Annotated in this window: 14 protein-coding genes; 5 read left to right on the top strand and 9 right to left on the bottom strand. The window is 63.1% G+C overall.

What is annotated here, in order from left to right; translation table 11 throughout:
- Positions 1–9 precede the first annotated feature (9 nt).
- On the top strand, positions 10–2,712 hold the full coding sequence (locus IB285_RS02575) for a TonB-dependent receptor domain-containing protein (protein WP_190786705.1): 2,703 nt from the start codon (positions 10–12) through the stop codon (positions 2,710–2,712).
- A 49-nt stretch (positions 2,713–2,761) separates the two neighbouring features.
- Here the strand turns inward: IB285_RS02575 and IB285_RS02570 are convergent, their stop codons facing one another.
- The 9 genes from IB285_RS02570 to IB285_RS02530 form a co-directional block, all read right to left on the bottom strand.
- On the bottom strand, positions 2,762–3,787 hold the full coding sequence (locus IB285_RS02570; protein ID WP_190786704.1) for an aldo/keto reductase: 1,026 nt from the start codon (positions 3,785–3,787) through the stop codon (positions 2,762–2,764).
- A gap of 194 nt (positions 3,788–3,981) precedes the next feature.
- The gene (locus IB285_RS02565) at positions 3,982–4,722 is read right to left on the bottom strand and encodes an SDR family NAD(P)-dependent oxidoreductase (RefSeq protein WP_190788958.1); all 741 of its coding nucleotides are present in this window, start codon (positions 4,720–4,722) and stop codon (positions 3,982–3,984) included.
- Positions 4,723–4,772: 50 nt separating this feature from the next.
- Positions 4,773–5,447: a hypothetical protein gene (locus IB285_RS02560; protein ID WP_234033043.1), complete on the bottom strand. Its 675-nt coding sequence runs from the start codon at positions 5,445–5,447 to the stop codon at positions 4,773–4,775.
- Between the two features lie 34 nt (positions 5,448–5,481).
- Positions 5,482–6,624, bottom strand: coding sequence for an acyl-CoA dehydrogenase family protein (locus IB285_RS02555; RefSeq protein WP_190786703.1), 1,143 nt, complete (start codon positions 6,622–6,624; stop codon positions 5,482–5,484).
- 114 nt (positions 6,625–6,738) lie between these two features.
- Positions 6,739–7,320 carry a GNAT family N-acetyltransferase gene (locus IB285_RS02550; RefSeq protein WP_234033042.1) on the bottom strand — a complete coding sequence of 194 codons (582 nt, stop codon included), beginning with the start codon at positions 7,318–7,320 and terminating at the stop codon, positions 6,739–6,741.
- Positions 7,321–7,470: 150 nt separating this feature from the next.
- Complete coding sequence (locus tag IB285_RS02545; protein ID WP_190786701.1) at positions 7,471–8,286, bottom strand: ferredoxin--NADP reductase; 816 nt, start codon at positions 8,284–8,286, stop codon at positions 7,471–7,473.
- Between the two features lie 142 nt (positions 8,287–8,428).
- The gene (locus IB285_RS02540) at positions 8,429–9,124 is read right to left on the bottom strand and encodes a hypothetical protein (protein WP_190786700.1); all 696 of its coding nucleotides are present in this window, start codon (positions 9,122–9,124) and stop codon (positions 8,429–8,431) included.
- Positions 9,125–9,126: 2 nt separating this feature from the next.
- Entirely contained in the window at positions 9,127–10,161 is a 1,035-nt protein-coding gene (locus tag IB285_RS02535) for a Fe(3+) ABC transporter substrate-binding protein (RefSeq protein ID WP_190786699.1), read from the bottom strand.
- A gap of 60 nt (positions 10,162–10,221) precedes the next feature.
- Positions 10,222–11,241 carry an ABC transporter ATP-binding protein gene (locus IB285_RS02530; RefSeq protein ID WP_199803326.1) on the bottom strand — a complete coding sequence of 340 codons (1,020 nt, stop codon included), beginning with the start codon at positions 11,239–11,241 and terminating at the stop codon, positions 10,222–10,224.
- An 89-nt stretch (positions 11,242–11,330) separates the two neighbouring features.
- Here IB285_RS02530 and IB285_RS02525 point away from each other — a divergent pair, with 89 nt between their 5' ends.
- The 4 genes from IB285_RS02525 to bchO all read left to right on the top strand — a co-directional run bounded on the left by IB285_RS02525 (position 11,331) and on the right by bchO (position 16,906).
- A complete protein-coding gene (locus IB285_RS02525) occupies positions 11,331–12,956 on the top strand; it encodes an ABC transporter permease (RefSeq protein WP_190786698.1) in 1,626 nt (541 codons plus the stop codon).
- 355 nt (positions 12,957–13,311) lie between these two features.
- Positions 13,312–14,313: an ATP-binding protein gene (locus IB285_RS02520; protein WP_190786697.1), complete on the top strand. Its 1,002-nt coding sequence runs from the start codon at positions 13,312–13,314 to the stop codon at positions 14,311–14,313.
- Entirely contained in the window at positions 14,310–16,013 is a 1,704-nt protein-coding gene (locus IB285_RS02515; RefSeq protein ID WP_190786696.1) for a magnesium chelatase subunit D, read from the top strand. Before IB285_RS02520 ends, IB285_RS02515 begins: the two co-directional genes overlap by 4 nt.
- Positions 16,010–16,906 (top strand): alpha/beta fold hydrolase BchO, encoded by an 897-nt coding sequence (bchO, locus tag IB285_RS02510; protein ID WP_190786695.1) that lies wholly within the window; start codon positions 16,010–16,012, stop codon positions 16,904–16,906. The genes IB285_RS02515 and bchO overlap by 4 nt, the downstream gene beginning before the upstream one ends.
- Positions 16,907–16,916: the final 10 nt, after the last annotated feature.

Below are 16,916 nucleotides of genomic sequence, written 5' to 3'. Positions count from 1 at the left end.
TCTCAGGTTATGTCGATTGGCAAGCGTCTTGCAGGACTGCTGCTTCTTTCCACCTCGCTCGCATTCCCGACCACGCTCTACGCGCAGTCCGCTAATGTTGCCGATCCTCCGCAAAACGACGACGATGCGATCGACGATGTTGATGCTGGCCAGGAAGAGGATGAGGTCGAGGAGCCGGAAATCTCTGTGCCCGGGGGCGGGATTATCGTTACCGGCCGCCGGAACCGGAACCCCGAACGCTCATCGACCCAGGTTCTCAATGTCCTCTCCGAAGCGGATATTGCGCGAACCGGCGAGAGCGACATTGCAGGCGCGCTCGGCCGCGTGACAGGTCTCTCCGTGGTCGGTGATGGCCGCGTCTTCGTTCGCGGTCTTGGCGATCGCTATTCGCTTGCGCTGCTCAACGGTTTGCCGCTGCCAAGTCCCGAGCCACTGAGCCGGGTCGTTCCGCTCGACATCTTCCCGACCAACGTCATCGCCTCCTCTCTGGTGCAAAAGACGTACTCGGCAAACTATCCGGGCGAATTCGGTGGCGGCGTCATCAACCTCACGACGAAGGCCGTACCGGTCGAGGACTTCCTCACCGTCAGCTTTTCAGTCAGCGGCGACACCGAAACGACATTCGAAAATGGCCTGACCTATTTCGGATCGGACCTCGACTCATTCGGTTTCGACACGGGAAATCGCGATATCCCGCCAAACCTCCAGGCGTTCCTGGACAGCGGGGAGCGTGTGGGCTCGGTGCCCATCGCCATCAGCGAAGGGATCGCTGCGGAGTTGCTGCCCGTCAATTTCGTGACTTTGCAACAGGAGAATTCGCAGCGTCCCAATTTCTCTGGCTCGCTGACCGGCGGCGCATCGTTCGAGCTCGGCGGAGACACCTATCTCGGCGTTATCGCCACGGCTTCGCTGAAAAACAGCCTGCGCAATCGCACAGTCATAAGTCAGGGCGGCAGTTCCGACCTTTCAGAGCTTTTCCAGGATTTCCGCACCTTCATCACCGATGAGAACGTGCTGTTCAACGCGCTCCTATCGTTCGGGCTCGACACCGGTCCGCATACGATCCGCTGGACCAATCTGTACATCCGCGACACCTTGAAGACCGCGCGTCTCGAAGAGGGAACGGACATTCTGCCCGGTTTCAGCGGCTTCGACTTCCAGAACCAGCAGACCGCGTGGTTCGAACGCCAGCTGATCGATACGCAGCTTGTTACCGAGCTCGACTTCGACGCCATCAATGTCGATCTGCGTGGTGGGTATGCGCGGACCGACCGCGAAGCGCCGTTCAACACGACGGTCAGCTACACCCGGACCAACATCCCCGGTGATCCGTTCGGCGATCGCTTCGTCGCCTACTTCAACCAGCTTTCCGATGCTGGCATCACGACCATCGCATTCGACGATCTTCAGGAAGAATTGTGGTTCGGCGGCGCCGACCTTTCCTATGAAGTGGCGAGCAATTTTGAAGTGACTGTGGGCGGCGCCTATTCCGACACGACACGCCGTTCGTCGAGCCGCGAATTTCGCCCCTTCATTACCGGCGATATGCTCGGGGACGAGATCGTCCCGGCGCTCGGCCTGCGCAGACCCGGCGACATCATCAATGACGCGACGCTGGCTGGGTTCAATGTCACACTGACCGAAGCCTCGCCCTTCCCGGTCTTCGATGCAGGGATCGAGATCATTGCGGGCTACGGGCTTTTTCGCTGGCTACCGACCGACACTCTGACGCTCGAGGCGGGTGTTCGCTACGAAGACGCCTCGCAATTTGTCGCGCTCGATCAGTCGATCTTCAACACACCGATTGCAGGGGCTACTCCGACCAACCTCGACAACGACTACTTCCTGCCCGGCGGCACTGTCACCTGGGAGCCGATCGACGACCTGCAATTGCGCCTGTCGGCTTCGCAGACGATCGCCCGGCCGCAATTCCGCGAGCTCGTCGAGCAGACCTATTTCGATCCGGAATCGAACCGCAGGTTCCGCGGCAATCCGCTGCTCAACGACAGTGAGCTCATCAATGTTGAAGCGCGCGCCGAGTACTACCTTGGCGGGCCAAACCGCGTCAGTCTCGCCGGGTTCTACAAGGAGATCGACAATCCGATCGAGAACACGCTCGTTTCGGCCTCCGGGCAAGTCCTGACCAGTTTCGCCAACGCACCGGCGGCGGAGCTGTACGGCGCGGAGCTCGATTTCGTTTACGGGATCGACCTTTACAGCCTTGGCGGGACCTTCTTCGAAACCAAGCAGCTCTTGCTGCTCGCGAACTACACGTTCTCGCAGTCCGAGATTTCGGTCGGACCCGACGACATCTCGCCGACCACATCCAACCCGAACCAGCTTTCCGCCCTCATTTTCGACGATGGCGCTCCGCTGGTCGGCCAGTCCGATCACGTCGCCAATGTCTCCATCGGGATCGAGGATACGGAGAAGACCCAGCAGCTCACTTTCCTCGTCAATTATGCGAGCGAGCGCGTGACTCTTCGCGGCGGCGCTTTGCCAGACGTGGTCGAGGACCCGGGTTTCACTTTCGACCTCGTCGCGCGCTCGGACGTGGGCGCCTGGGGCGTTCCGCTTGAGCTGTCATTCGAGGTGCGCAACATCTTCGGCCGCGACAACTTCGAGTTTCAGGAGCTTGGCGAGAACCGGATCGAAATCAACACGTTCGAAGTGGGCACCTCCTTCTCGCTTGGCGTGAAGGCCGAATTCTGAGGGCAGAGCAGCGGCGCGATGGCAGTGTGCTGTCGCGCCGTTTGCACGCTCACTCGCCGACAACGCTGACCTGATCCATTCCGCTCATCGGCGTTCCCATGCCGGTCGGCCATTTCGGACGATAGGGCGCCTCGAGGCGCTCCACTTCCTCATCCGATAGCTCGATCTCCAGAGCCGCGACAGCAGCGTCGATGTGATGCGGCTTGGTCGCGCCGACGATGGGCGCGACCATGGCGGGTTTCGTAAACTGCCAGGCCAGTGCGAGGCTTGCCATTTCAACTCCGCGTTCTGTTGCCAGTTCATGCAAAGCGGCGATCACGGCGCGGTCTTGCTCATCGCCATCCTGGTAGAGGACCTTGCCGAACCCGTCGGTCTTGCTGCGGACCGTCTCCTCGCCCGGTGGCCGCGCCAGCCTACCACGGGCGAGCGGGCTCCACGGGATCACGCCCACGCCTTCGTCCTCGCACAGCGGCAGCATCTCGCGCTCTTCTTCGCGATACAGCAGGTTGAGCTGGTTCTGCATCGCTATGAACCGCGTCCAGCCATTCGCGCGCGCGACCTCCTGCGCTTTGGCAAACTGCCATGCGTACATCGACGATGCGCCGATATAGCGCGCCTTGCCCGCCTTTACGATGTCGTGCAGCGCCTCCATCGTCTCCTCAATCGGCGTGGCGTCATCCCAGCGGTGGATCTGATAGAGATCGACATAGTCCATGCCCAGTCGCAGAAGGCTGTCATCGATTGCCTGCATCAGGCTCTTGCGTGACAGCCCGCCGGTATTCGGAGCATTGCGCCATGGCAGATAGGCTTTGGTCGCGACGACGATCTCGTCCCGCTTGGCGAGCTCGCGCAGCAGCTTGCCGGTCATCTCCTCCGACGTACCGCCGGAATACTGGTTCGCGGTGTCGAAGAAGTTGATGCCCGCCTCCAGCGCTTGCCGGAAGAACGGGCGGCTTTCCTCCTCACCGAGCAGCCAGTCGCCATGCCAACCCTTGGTCGTGTCGCCATAGCTCATGCAACCAAGACACAGGCGCGAGACCTTGAGGCCGGAATTGCCGAGACGGGTGAACTTCATGCGCGTTTCCTCTCCAACAGGGTGATCAAGCGATTACAGTGACTTAGCCGAGACATGGACCGCATGTTACACGGTCCTAAGGCGAAAAACCGGGGCTGTGTTTCGAGCATGCTTTCCGACCTGGATTGCTGAGCTTTGGTCATGGCGGTATCTGGCACGAATTGACGCGAGTAGGAAAGCTCAACTCGCGGCGATCAACTCAGCGTCAGACCGCCATCGACCACGATCGTCTGCCCGGTGACGTAGCTCGACAGCGGCGACGCCAGGAACAAAGCCGCCCCGGCCATATCCTCCGGCGTGCCCATGCGTCCGAGCGGGATTGAACGCAGCGCGCCTTCGCGGCGGTCGGGGTGATCGGTGGTGACGCTGGTCAGCTTGGTCGGGACGAGGCCCGGTGCGACACCGTTCACACGAATGCCATCGCGCGCCCACGCTTCGCCGAGTGTTTTGACGAGGCTCGCCGCGCCCGCTTTGGATGCTGCATAGGCAGGCGTACCGATGGTCGACTTGAACGCCGCGACCGACGACACCACGATCATCGCGCCATTGCGATCCGCAAGAGCGGGATGGAATGCGCGCGCCACGTCCATGACCGAGTTGAGGTTGACGTCCACGACATCGTCCCAGCCCTCGCGCTCGAACTCCTGGCGCTTGTACCGCACGATCCCCTGGCTCTGGACGAGTACATCGACCGCGCCGATTGCCTCCGCCAATGCCGACGCAGCATCGCGATTCGTCACGTCGAGGCAGTGATAGGCGAGCCCGCGAAAATCGCTGTCTTCAGCTTCAAGATAATCGCCCGCATCGGGCCGCGTGCCGGTGACCATGACCTCCGCCCCGTGCGCGCGAAAGCCTTGCGCAATACCATTGCCGATCCCACTCGATCCGCCGATCACGAGGATACGCTTGTCAGTGAATTCGAGTGGGTTGGTCAGCATGATGCCGTTCCTTTGGCTGGTTCGCCCGGATCAATCGGATGAGGGTATCACGAGTGGTAATACACCAGTGCGGACAAACCTAGCCACGTTGTAAACATCACCAGGTAAGGCCAGCGGCTTGGCCAAAGCCTTGCCACGAAGAGCGTCGCCGCCGCCGTTCCGCCCAGAGCGAGCAAGGCCGCCCATGCTCCGAACATTCCGGCCTCGGCAAAACCGGTTTGAATTGCCAAACTGGCCCATTGCGCGGGCAGCAACGCCAGCAGCCATTCCGGCAGCGCGCCCGGCATTGCCAAAGCGGTAAGCACGATCGCCGCTTCACCGGCGACCACGAACAGGGCCATCAACCAGCCTTTGCCGCCCATGCTCTTTGCGAACAGAGCGCCGCGCGCTGCGAAACTGATAGTCGCGGCAAGAACCGCCAAACCGAGCGCAGGCATATAGGGCAGCAGGGGCTGCCCGAGAGCCTCGGCTAGCAACAGCAGGCCAATACCGACCGCCAGACCGAGCCACACGCCTGTAGCAAAGCGTCCCGCCGCTGCCGCCGCGATCATTCCGGTGCCCATCATGCCGATGGCGAGTATCGGGCCAATCGCCGAATTCAGCGGCAATGAAGATTGCCCCTGCGCAATCAAAAGCGTCGCGGTGACGGGAGCCACAATGCCGATAAGCACCATGCAGGCCCACGCCAGCACGGGCCAAACCAATGGTGGAGGTTCGGGCAATGAGTTTATCGGACCGATATGGATTTGAGCGTCCTCAAATCGAGCGGCTCACCACTTCCTTCATGATCTCGCTCGTGCCGCCATAGATGCGCTGCACGCGCGCGTCGCGCCACAGGCGGGCGATGGCGTATTCGTTCATGTAGCCCGCCCCGCCATGCAGCTGAAGCGCGGCATCGACGCATTCCCATTGCATTTCGGTGTGCCACAGCTTGGCGGCGCTCGCCTCGTCAGTGGTGAGTTCGCCGCGCAGGTGACGCGCGATCGCCCAGTCGAGGTGGGCCCAGCCGACCTGCAACTTCGCCTTGAGATCGGCGAGCGTGAACTTGGTGTTCTGGAATTCGAACACCGTGCGCCCGAAAGCTTTGCGGTCCTTGGTGAACTTCACCGCTTCATCGAACGCGCGCTGCGCCCCGCCCTGTGCGGAGACGGCAATGCTGAGGCGTTCCTGCGGAAGTTCCTCCATCAGGTGGACGAAGCCGCGCCCTTCGCCGCCCAGAATATTGGTCTTGGGCACGCGCACATCCTGGAAGAACAATTCGGAGGTGTCGGCGGAGTGCTGGCCGATCTTGTCGAGATTGCGCCCGCGCTCGAAACCCGGCGTATCGGCATCGACGAGGACCAGGCTGGTGCCCTTGGCCCCCTGCGCGGGATCGGTCTTGGCAACGACGATCACCACGTCGGCGTTCTGGCCGTTGGTGATGTAGGTTTTCGATCCGTTCACGACGAGGTGATTGCCATCCTCGATCGCGGTGGTCTTCACGCCTTGCAGGTCGCTGCCAGCCCCAGGCTCGGTCATGGCGATCGCGGTGATGATGTCGCCCGAGATCATGCCGGGCAGGTACTTTTCCTTCTGTTCGTCGCTGCCGAGCCGCTCGAAATAGTTGACGGTGATGTCGTTCTGCAGGGTGAAGCCTGCGGATGTGCCGAGATAACTCAGTTCCTCCGCGAGCACGCAATTGAACCCGAAATCGAGGCCGAGCCCGCCATTCTCTTCCTTGACGGTCGGGCACAGCATCCCCGCCTCGCCGAGCGCTTTCCAAGCTTCGCGCGGGACGACGCCCTCCTCTTCGTGCTGGTCGAGGTAGGGCTCCATATGCTCTGACAGAACTTTGCGAACGGTGTCGCGAAACGCCTCGTGATCTTCATTGTAGGCGGTGCGGTACGAGGTATCGAGCATGGGTCGGTTTCTCTCCGGAGATGGGTTTTGTTCTGGAACCGAATGAAGCGGCTGCGACCGCGCGGGTCAAGCGCGAAAGATGCAAGTTTAGGGTCCCGGGCGGTATACCAACGGTTACCCGCGAGCCCGCCTGAACATCGGTGTCATCAACGGCGAGCTTTTCGTTTCGATCTTACCCATCACTTCGAAGCCATGTCGTTCGTAAAGCGAGATGTTGCGTGGATTGGAAGATTCGAGATAGGCGGGCAGACCCTCCGCATCGCATTTTTGCAGCGCATGCTTCATCAGTGCCGCCCCAAGACCGCGTCCCGCCTGGGACGGGTCAGCCGCGATCAGAGGTAGATACCAGTGCTCCTCGTGCGGATGGAAATCGTCCATTTGCGCGAAAAAGGAGCCGATCTCTTCCATGCGTTCAGGTGCGACCGTCTCTTCGAGAATGCCTTCGATCGCGTCATCGTCGGGCGAGGAACCCGGTGGCAGCCACATTGCGGCAGCATGTCCGCAGTCTGTTTTGTAGACGCCAGACTGGTCAAAGCCGGCGCCGCCGAACGCCAACGCGAAGCGCGGCATGGCAATTAGAAAGGTCTCGGCATCAGGCCAGACCCACCGGGCAATCGGATCGGCACCAAAACCAAGTGTAATTGTCTGCAGGATCGAAGACCGCTCTTCTGGAACAGCTGTTTGAACATGAGGCATTGGCATCCGAGCAAGCTCCTAGTCTCGCGGCCCGTGCCGCGTTTAACACATTGGGATTGGCTTGTCCGGCCGCTGCGGCAAACGGAATTTGCCAATTGGCAGGTAGGCCTAGGCGTCAGCCACTATCTCAGGGCCGAGCTTGATGACGGCCTAGCCCACAAACGCGCGCTCGATCACGAACTGGCCCGGCTTGTTGTTCGCGCCTTCTTCGAAACCGCGGTTTTCCAGATCGCCGGCGTGGTCCTTAATCATGGCCATCGAGCCGCACAGCATCACGCGGTCATCCTCGGGGACGAATTTCTGAGGACCCTTGCTCTCCTTGAACAGCTCACCGCTGTCGATCAGCGTCTGGATGCGGCCTGTCGTGCGGAACGGCTCGCGCGTTACCGTGGGCACGTAGATGAAGCGTTCGCGGTCTTCGTCTTCGAGCAGCGGATCGCCTTCCAGCTTGGATTCGAGCAGTTCGCGGTAGGCAAGCTCATCCTTGTGGCGAACCGAGTGGACCACGATCACTTCGTCATACATCGCGTAGACTTCGGGATCGCGCACCAGGCTCATGAACGGGGCAAGGCCCGTGCCGGTCGACAACATAAACAGCCGCTTGCCGGGCAGCAGCGCATCGGTGACGAGCGTGCCCGTCGGCTTCTTGCCGAGATAGATCGGATCGCCTTCCTTGATGTGCTGGAGGCGCGATGTCAGCGGGCCGTCCTGCACCTTGATCGAGAGGAACTCGATCTCTTCAGCATAGCTCGGGCTCGCCATCGAATAGGCGCGCAACAGCGGCTTTCCATTGTCGCCCGGCAGCCCGATCATCACGAACTCGCCCGAGCGGAAGCGGAAGCTCGGCGGACGCGTCATCTTCAGCGAGAAAAGCGTGTCGGTCCAGTGGTGGACATGCGTGACAGTCTCGACGGAAAGCGCGCCGCTTTCCTGAAATTGCTCACGATCAGTGATGGGCTGGTTCAAAACTTGGGCCTCGAATGTGAAGTCTGCGCCGCAGATCGCGCGGCAATATCGGTGGCGCAGATGGACGTTTCACGCCGCTGCATCAAGGTAGATTAGTAATAAGGGGTGAAAGAGCCGCTTGCGGCAGGTGCCGCCGGTCCCATCACGAAAGCTGCGCTGTCACCTTGGCCGCCTGCTCGGCAACCGCATCGGGATCGGCGGGTGTTTTGGGGATCTTCGGTGCGCCTTCCGGCCAGAGCGAAATCAGCGCATCGATGTCTGATTTGACCTCCGCCGCCTTGGTCGAGGAAAGACCGTCTGCCAGCCGGCGCGCGACCACCGCAAAGCCCCATGCGTCCTGATACTCGCCCGCATCGGTGACCGCGCCGTCGGTCACCCCGACCCGGTATTCTTCGGCGACCAGGTCCATCAGGTAAGCGATCAGCACTTCCGCATCGCCGCCCGCGGCTGCGCGCATCTCAGCGAGATTGGCCTCGACCTCGGCCAGTCGCGGCTCGATCTCGCCCGCCGGGCGCCCGGCTTCGAGCGCCTCGGAGACCGCTTCGAACGGTGCGGGATCGAACCCGATTGCATCCAGCCCTTCGCGCTCTTCCGCATAGCTTTCGGAGACGGGGTGGAGCAGATGCGGACCGCCCGCTGCGCCTTCGCCCGCACGGTACAGCGCGATGCCGGCTTCGACATGGCCCGCCATGAAGGCGAGCCGCTTTGCTAGCTCATCGGGATCGGCGGCAGCCTCCGCCGTCGCGGGTGCATCGGCGGGCGCTTCGCCCATGCACCCGGCGAGTGCAAGCGACGCTGCAGCGGCGAGCGCACCCAGAGGCAGGAGCGAGGACTTCACGCTCAGTTCCAGCCGGCGCGGTCGAATATCTGCACCGCCTCGCGCTGATTGCTTCCGATTTCCGAAGCATTCAGCGTGTCCGGTTTGAAATCGCCGAGCATCTCGACCGCCGAGTTCGCTTCGAGCCCGCTGACCGCCGGATATTCGTTGTTGCCGTCCGCGAAATAGCGCTGCGCGCTTTCCGAGGTGAGGTATTCAAGGAAACGGACCGCATTTGCGCGGTTCGGTGCCGTCTTCACCACACCGGCACCGCTGATATTGATGTGGGTGCCGGCGCCGTCCTGATCCGGGAAAATCACGCCAAGCTGGTCGTAGATCGCTTTCTGCTCCTCGTCGCCACCGGCAAAGCGCGCGAGGTAATAGGTGTTGACCACGGCGATGCGGCATTCGCCAGAGGCGACCGCTTCGATCTGCGCCGTGTCATTGCCCTGCGGATCGCGCGCAAAGTTAGACACCACGCCTTTCGCCCATTCCTCCGCCGCTTCCGCGCCGCGATTGGCGATGATGCTGGAAAGCAGCGAAATGTTGTAGATGTTGGAGGAAGAGCGAATGCAGATTTCGCCCTCGAATGCCGGATCGGCGAGGTCGGCATAGGTCTCCAGTCCCTCGGGCTCTCCGGCTTCCTTGTTGTAGATTATCACACGGGCGCGCGTCGAAAGGCCGAACCAGAGGTTTTCGGGATGGCGCAGATAGATCGGCAGCCGCTCTGCCAGCACGTCGCTTTCTACCGGCGAGAGCACCCCCGCCTCCTCCGCACGCCACAGGCGGCCCGCATCGACCGTGATGAGAATGTCCGCGGGCGAGAATTCATCCTCGCTCTGGATCCGTTCGATCAGGGCATCAGCCTCCGCCTCGATCAGATTGACCTCGATGCCGGTCTGCGCGGTGAAATCCTCGTAAAGCGCAAGATCGGTGTCGTAATGGCGCGAGGAATAGAGATTGACCTCTCCGGCATCGGTTTCTGTCTCGGCGTCTTCGCCCGGCGCGCACGCCGTCATGGCAAATGCCAGCAGACCGGCTGCAATACTCTTTTTCATCGAAGACCCTTCCATCCAAGTTTTGCGATTGATTATCATTATTATGAAATGACGCAAGCTCTATGTGCGCGCAAATGCACGAACGCTGTCCGATTTAGGAGTCACCTTATAGCGCTTATCAGCCACTGCCTCTGTAACTGTTTCCACCGTGATCTCCTGCCCGTCCGGCGCCGAAAGCAGCACACGGTAACCATCGCCCACCGGATGGACGTCCCGCACGGAAAGTCCTTCTGGATCGGGCGCGAGGTCGAGCGCATTCGCGAACAGCAGCAAATCCATCTCCGCCGTATCGGGCAGCGCGCCTGTAACTGTTTCCTGAAGCCACGTGCCGAACGCCGTGCGTAATCCCGCGCCTTCGCGCGACGCCGGCACGACCTGCGCGCCGCCGAAAATCGCACCGACGGAAGCGGCGGCAGGAGACCGGTGCAATTCATCGGGCGTGCCGAACTGCACGATCCGGCCAGCCTCCATCACCGCGATCCGGTCGGCAATATCGAGCGCTTCGGAAGGGTCGTGCGTCACAAGAACGCTCGTCGCGCCCTGCTCTCGCAGCAGGATACGGCAATCGCGGCGCAGGCGGCGGCGCAGGACGATGTCGACGCTTGCAAACGGTTCGTCCATCAACAGGACCTGCGGCCCGGGAGCCATGGCCCGGGCGAGCGCGGCGCGCTGTTGCTGCCCGCCGGAAAGCTCATGCGGATAACGCGCGCCCAGCCCGCCGAGACCGGCGTGATCGAGCCACCTATCTATGGTGCCGCCATTTTTTCCGCCCAGCCCAAAGCCGATATTCTGCGCGATCGTCATGTGCGGAAACAGCGCGCCATCCTGAAACACCATTCCGACGGGTCGCTTTTCGGGCGGCGGATTGTGGCTCGCCTCCGCCAGCAGTTCATCGCCCAGCCGAATGCTTCCCTGCTGCACCGGCAATAATCCGGCGGCGAGGTTGAGCAAGGTTGACTTTCCGCAGCCCGACGATCCAAGCAGACAGGTGATCTCACCCGTCGGCGCGGTGAAGCTGATATCTTCGAGCGCCTGCACGGGACCGTAAGCATGGGCAATATGACGAAATTCGAGGGTCAATTGTGGGTTCCGGCTAAAATGGATGCGCGCACGTGGTAAGCCGCCTTAGGCAAGTTGATGCATCCGAAGCAAGCGTGCCTCGCGCTTCGATGCGAGGCGCGCGCGCGGATGGCTGGCTGGTGCTCACCATCCTCGTCGCCGCGCTTGCGGGCCTGCCAATCGCCGCGATCCTGTTTTCCGCGCCAAGCGGAGGGATGGAGGCGCTATCGCACCTCGCAGGCTCCGTGCTGCCGCGCTATGCAGGCAACACGCTGCTGCTGATGATTTTGGCGGGCGGACTGGCGCTGGTCACCGGGACGGGGTGCGCTTGGCTGGTCAGCGCGGCCGATTTTCCGGGACGGCGCATTTTGAGCTGGGCGCTGGTCCTGCCGCTGACCGTGCCTGCCTATATCGCGGCCTATATCTATGCCGACCTGCTCGACTTTACCGGACCTGTTCAATCGGGCCTTCGCATGGTCACATCGCTGCAAGCGGGAGAGTATTGGTTCCCGCAAATACGCTCGCTCACCGGCGGCGCGTTCGTGCTCGGGATCGTGCTCTACCCCTATGTCTACCTGCTGGCCCGCGCGGCCTTTGCCGCACAGAGCCAGGCACAGTTCAAGGCCGCGCGCAGCCTCGGCTCGTCGCCCGGGCAAGCGTTCGTCAGGGTGGCCGTTCCCGCCGCGCGCCCGGCCATTGCTGGCGGATTGGCGCTGGTCCTGATGGAGGTGCTCGCGGATTTCGGGGTCGCGCAATATTTTGCGATCCCGACCTTCAGCACCGGCATATTCCGTAGCTGGCTGCTGATGGGGGACAAGCAGGCGGCGCTCAAACTCGCCGCGATGATGCTGGTTTTCGTCATCGTACTGATTGCGCTGGAGGCGTCGACCCGCAGGGGCCGGAGCGACAGCCGGGACGGGCTTTCGGGCGGCAATGATGGCCCGCTGATCGCGCTTTCGCCTATGGGCAAGGCCTGGGCGGCGTTCGCCTGCACCCTGCCGGTGTTGCTTGGTTTCGTCATCCCAGCGGCGCACCTGCTCTGGCTATCCTTCAGCGACGTGGCGCTTCAGGCTGCTGGCGATCTGGGTACCTATGCAAGCGGCAGCCTTTGGCTCGGTCTTGCGACGTCAATCACCTGCCTGCTCACCGCGCTCGTGCTCGCTTTTGCCAAGGCGCGGTCGCACAGTGGGGTAGTAAGAGTCGCCATCCGCTTTGCAACGCTCGGCTACGCTCTGCCGGGCGCTTTGCTCGCTGTCGGATTGCTCGCACCACTCGGGGCTGTCGATGTCGGCATCACCCGATTTGCCCGCGACAATCTGGGCTATGGCGGTGGATTGCTGCTGACGGGGACGAGCGTGATCCTGATTTACGCGCTGTCGGTCCGGTTCCTCACCGTGGCGTACAATTCGATCGATGGTGGCCTGTCGAAGATACCGCCATCGCTCGATGCGGCTGCAAGGTCTCTGGGAGCCACCCCGTCGCGAGTGCTCACCCGGATCTATGTCCCACTTCTGCGTCCAAGCCTCGTCGGTGCGGCGGCGCTCGTCTTCATCGACACGGTGCGCGAATTGCCCGCTACGCTGATCCTGCGGCCCTTCAATCTCGAAACGCTTGCCACCCGCACATACCGCCTCGCCAGCGACGAACGGCTGGTCGAGGCATCGATCCCGGCGCTGATCTTGCTGGCGGCAGGCTTGCTCCCCGTGCTGCTGCTCAACCGAATAGCGAAAAGCTGACCGGCCCCGAGTGTCAGGGCGAATTGTCACATCAATTCGTCAGAGGCGCTTGTCCAATCGTGCGGCAGCGTTCACAAGAGCCGTGAGAGCCTGTCCCTTGCAGGCAGTGATGCCTTGACGGAGTCAATTTTGGCTCAGCGGAAGGAGTGAGGAGGAAGCCATGCCAATGCATAGTGACCGACGATCGACGCAGCGCTGGGCCAAAATTGGCCCGCCCCGTCGGGGTTGCGCTGTGCAGTCCCGTGGCAGCGTTGCGTCGCTCGAGCGGACAACCAGTCTGCGCTTCGCGCCGCACCTCACCACGAAACTGCACAGCGCAATCGAGGCGTCACTGCCTGCAAGGGACAGGCTCTAAATGGCTAGGTTTCCTTTCTCTGCAATCGTCGGACAGGACGAGATGAAGCAGGCGCTGCTCATCGCGGCGGTCGATCCCAGTGTTGGCGGCGTCATGGTCTTCGGTGATCGTGGCACCGGCAAATCGACCGCGGCGCGCGCGCTCGCCGGACTGCTTCCCCCGATCTCGGCGATCGAGGATTGCCGCTATGGCTGCACCGGGGAAGAGCGCGGCACCTGCCCCGATCCGTGCACGTCGGGCCGAGTGCGCAAGCGGGACGTGCCTTTCGTCGACCTTCCGCTTGGCGCGACTGAGGACCGTGTGATCGGCTCGCTCGATCTGGAGCGCGCCTTGAGAGCGGGTGAGAAGGCGTTCGAGCCGGGCCTTCTGGCGAAAGCGCATCGCGGGTTTCTCTACATCGATGAAATCAACCTGCTCGAAGATCATCTGGTCGATCTGTTGCTCGATGTCGCGGCTTCGGGTGAGAACGTGGTTGAGCGCGAAGGGCTTTCGGTTCGCCACCGCGCGAAGTTCGTGCTGATCGGCAGCGGCAATCCCGAAGAGGGCGAACTGCGCCCGCAGCTGCTCGACCGCTTTGGCCTTTCGGTCGAAGTGCGCACGCCTGAGGACATTGAAACGCGGGTGGAGATCATGCGGCTGGTCGCCGCGAACGAACGCGATCCCGATGCCTTCGCCAAGGAATGGGCGGAACAGGACGACAAGATCCTCAAACAGATCGCGCGCGGCAAGGCGAAGCTTGCCAAGCTGGAGCCGGGCGAAGATGTGCTTAGAGATGCTGCGCAATTGTGCATGGCGGTCGGCGCAGACGGCCTGCGCGGCGAGCTTACCCTGATGCGGGCGGCGCGCGCGCTGGCTGCGCTAAAGGGCGCCCGCTCGGTAAAGCGCGAACACCTGATCGCGGTTGCGCCATCGGCGCTCCGGCACAGGCTGCGGCGCGACGTGCTCGACGAAACCGGATCGACCGTGCGGATTACCCGCGCCATCGATGAATTGTTCGGATGACCGGGGGCGGGTCTTTGGGGACCGCGCCCGATCCCATCCACGATGCCGCCCTCGCGGCGCAATTGCTCCTCATCGCGCCCGCATCGTTCAGCGGGATAGTGCTGCGCGGATCGAGCCCGGCGCGCGACGCGCTGATCGCGGCGCTCGGCGACCGTGCGAAGACGCGCAAGCTTCCCGGCCATATCGACGATGAGCGCCTGCTCGGCGGGATCGATCTCGCCGCAAGCCTTTCAGCAGGTCGCCCGGTCGAGCAATCCGGACTGCTGGAAGAAGCGAAAGGCGGCTTGCTGATCGTGCCGATGGCAGAGCGAATTGGCGATGCGATCGCAGGCCGGCTCGCCCAGGCGCTCGATCGCGGAGACCTTGCGCTGGTGCTCCTCGACGATGGGGCAGAGCGCGAAGACACACCGCCCGTCAGCCTGATGGAAAGATGCGCGTTCCACTGCGACCTGACGCATTCGCGCGCTTCCACCACCGATGATCTGGAAGCCTCGCACGCGCCTGACCTCGATGCCGTCCAACCACTCGAGGACAAAGCGCTCGAAGCTTTGGCCGCGACCGCTGCTGTGCTGGGCGTTCCCTCGCTGCGCCCGCTTATGTCGGCCGGGCAGGCCGCGCGGGCCCATGCAGCTCTTTCGGGAAGGACTCGAGCCTCTGACGCCGACCTTACTGCTGCGGCCCGGCTGGTGCTGGCGCCGCGAGCAACCCAGCTGCCGCCACTGGATGAGCCTCAGCAGGAAAGCCAACCGCCCGAGCCGCCGCAGGATCGCGGAGATGAGCAGCGGGATACCGACACGAAGCGCCCCGATCAGCCGCTCGATGAAATGCTGGTCGAAGCCGCTTCGGCGGCGATCCCGGCAGACCTGCTGGCTCAGCTGGCGAAGGGGCAGGCACCGCGCCAGACTTCGGGAAGCGGATCGGGACAGCGGCGCAAATCGGGCATCCGCGGAAAGCCGCTGAGCGCGCGTCCCGGCATGCCGCGCGGCGGAGCGCGCCTTGCTCTCATCGACACACTGCGCGCTGCAGTGCCGTGGCAGGAAGTTCGCCGCCGAGAGCAGCCGGATGCAAGTGTCGGCGCGATCCTCACACGGAAAGACGATTTGCGGGTCCGCCGGTTCGAGGAAAAGGCCGCCCGCGTCACGATCTTCGCCGTCGATGCCTCCGGCTCGGCTGCCGCCGCTCGCCTTGCCGAGGCAAAGGGCGCGGTCGAGCTGATGCTCGCGCAGGCCTACGTCACCAGAAGCGAAGTGGCCCTGATCGCGTTTCGCGGGGACAGCGCCGAACTTCTGCTCCCGCCCACCCGCTCGCTGACGCGGGCGCGCCGGGCGCTGGCGGAATTGCCAGGTGGCGGAGGCACGCCGCTCGCGATTGGGCTCAACGCCGCGCGCGAAACCGCCCAGAGCGTAATCGCCCGTGGGCGCAGCGCGAGCCTCGTCATACTCACCGACGGACGCGGCAACATCGCCGCCGACGGATCGCCGGGACGAAAGCAGGCCAGGGAAGATGCGGAAGCCGCCGCCAGGGCGATCGCGCGCGAGGGGATCGATGCACTGGTGGTCGATATCTCCGCCCGGCCTGGATCCGATGCGCCTGCCCTCGCGGATGTGATGCAGGCCCGTTTCCTCGCTTTGCCCCGGGCCGATGCGAAATCGCTCCACAGCGCGATTTCCGCAATGCAGCCTGCGCACGCCGCGGCATGAGCCGCGCGCTCGCCTGGGACCGCGAAGGCACGATCTGGCCCAACCGCAGCACGAGCGCGTTCGTGCCGGTGGGGCGCACGCGCTGGCACCTTCAGCGCATGGGCTCTCCCGATAAACCGGTCCTGTTGCTGCTGCACGGAACAGGCGCCTCGGTGCATTCCTGGGGGCCGTTGATGCCGCTGCTGGCCGACACGCATCACGTGATCGCGCCCGATCTGCCGCGCCACGCTTTCACGAGCGGACATCCGCCCGAGGACATGTCACTCCCACGAATGGCCAGCGCCCTTACCCGGCTGCTTCGCACGATCGACGCCGTGCCATCGGCGATCATCGGCCATTCTGCTGGCGCCGCACTGGCGCTCCAGCTGGCGCTCGATCACGCTTATGCCGGGCCGATTGTCGGGCTGAATTCTGCGCTGCGCCCGTTTCCGGGGCTAGCGGCACAGCTGTTCCCGGCGGTCGCCAAGCTGCTGTTCGTCAACCCGCTCGTCCCGCGGCTCTTTTCCGGGGCGGCGGCGCTTTCCGGCGACACCGACCGCTTCATCAAGCGCGCGACCAATTCGTCGATCAGCGCAGAGGGCATCGCCTGCTATGAAGCGCTGCTTTCCAATTCGCGCCACACGAAAGGCGCGCTGGCAATGATGGCCAATTGGGATTTGCCGACCCTGCGCACCCGGATGCAATCGGTCGATAATTCCGTGCTCATGGTGCATTCGGACAGGGATGCGGCGATCCCGCTCGACTGGGCGCGGGAGGCGCAGGGGTGGCTGGGCGAAGCAACGCTGGAGGTGATCGAGGGTCTTGGCCACCTTGCGCACGAAGAAGCACCGGAGCAGGTTCTGGAGCGCATCTCCCCCTTCCTCGCGGCCCATGCTATGGCAAGCGCCGGCTAACGAGGACCGC

This window comes from Erythrobacter rubeus (assembly GCF_014705715.1).
GTDB classification, from domain to species: domain Bacteria; phylum Pseudomonadota; class Alphaproteobacteria; order Sphingomonadales; family Sphingomonadaceae; genus Erythrobacter; species Erythrobacter rubeus.
The sequence above is the reverse complement of the archived record's forward strand: the minus strand, read 5'-3'. Positions and strand labels throughout refer to the sequence as shown.

Coding starts and splice junctions, on each gene's coding strand:
- IB285_RS02575 (WP_190786705.1), top strand. CDS start 10: ATGTCGATTGGCAAGCGTCTTGCAGGACTGCTGCTTCTTTCCACCTCG.
- IB285_RS02570 (WP_190786704.1), bottom strand. CDS start 3,787: ATGAAGTTCACCCGTCTCGGCAATTCCGGCCTCAAGGTCTCGCGCCTG.
- IB285_RS02555 (WP_190786703.1), bottom strand. CDS start 6,624: ATGCTCGATACCTCGTACCGCACCGCCTACAATGAAGATCACGAGGCG.
- IB285_RS02550 (WP_234033042.1), bottom strand. CDS start 7,320: ATGCCTCATGTTCAAACAGCTGTTCCAGAAGAGCGGTCTTCGATCCTG.
- IB285_RS02535 (WP_190786699.1), bottom strand. CDS start 10,161: ATGAAAAAGAGTATTGCAGCCGGTCTGCTGGCATTTGCCATGACGGCG.
- IB285_RS02525 (WP_190786698.1), top strand. CDS start 11,331: ATGCGAGGCGCGCGCGCGGATGGCTGGCTGGTGCTCACCATCCTCGTC.
- IB285_RS02520 (WP_190786697.1), top strand. CDS start 13,312: ATGGCTAGGTTTCCTTTCTCTGCAATCGTCGGACAGGACGAGATGAAG.
- IB285_RS02515 (WP_190786696.1), top strand. CDS start 14,310: ATGACCGGGGGCGGGTCTTTGGGGACCGCGCCCGATCCCATCCACGAT.
- bchO (WP_190786695.1), top strand. CDS start 16,010: ATGAGCCGCGCGCTCGCCTGGGACCGCGAAGGCACGATCTGGCCCAAC.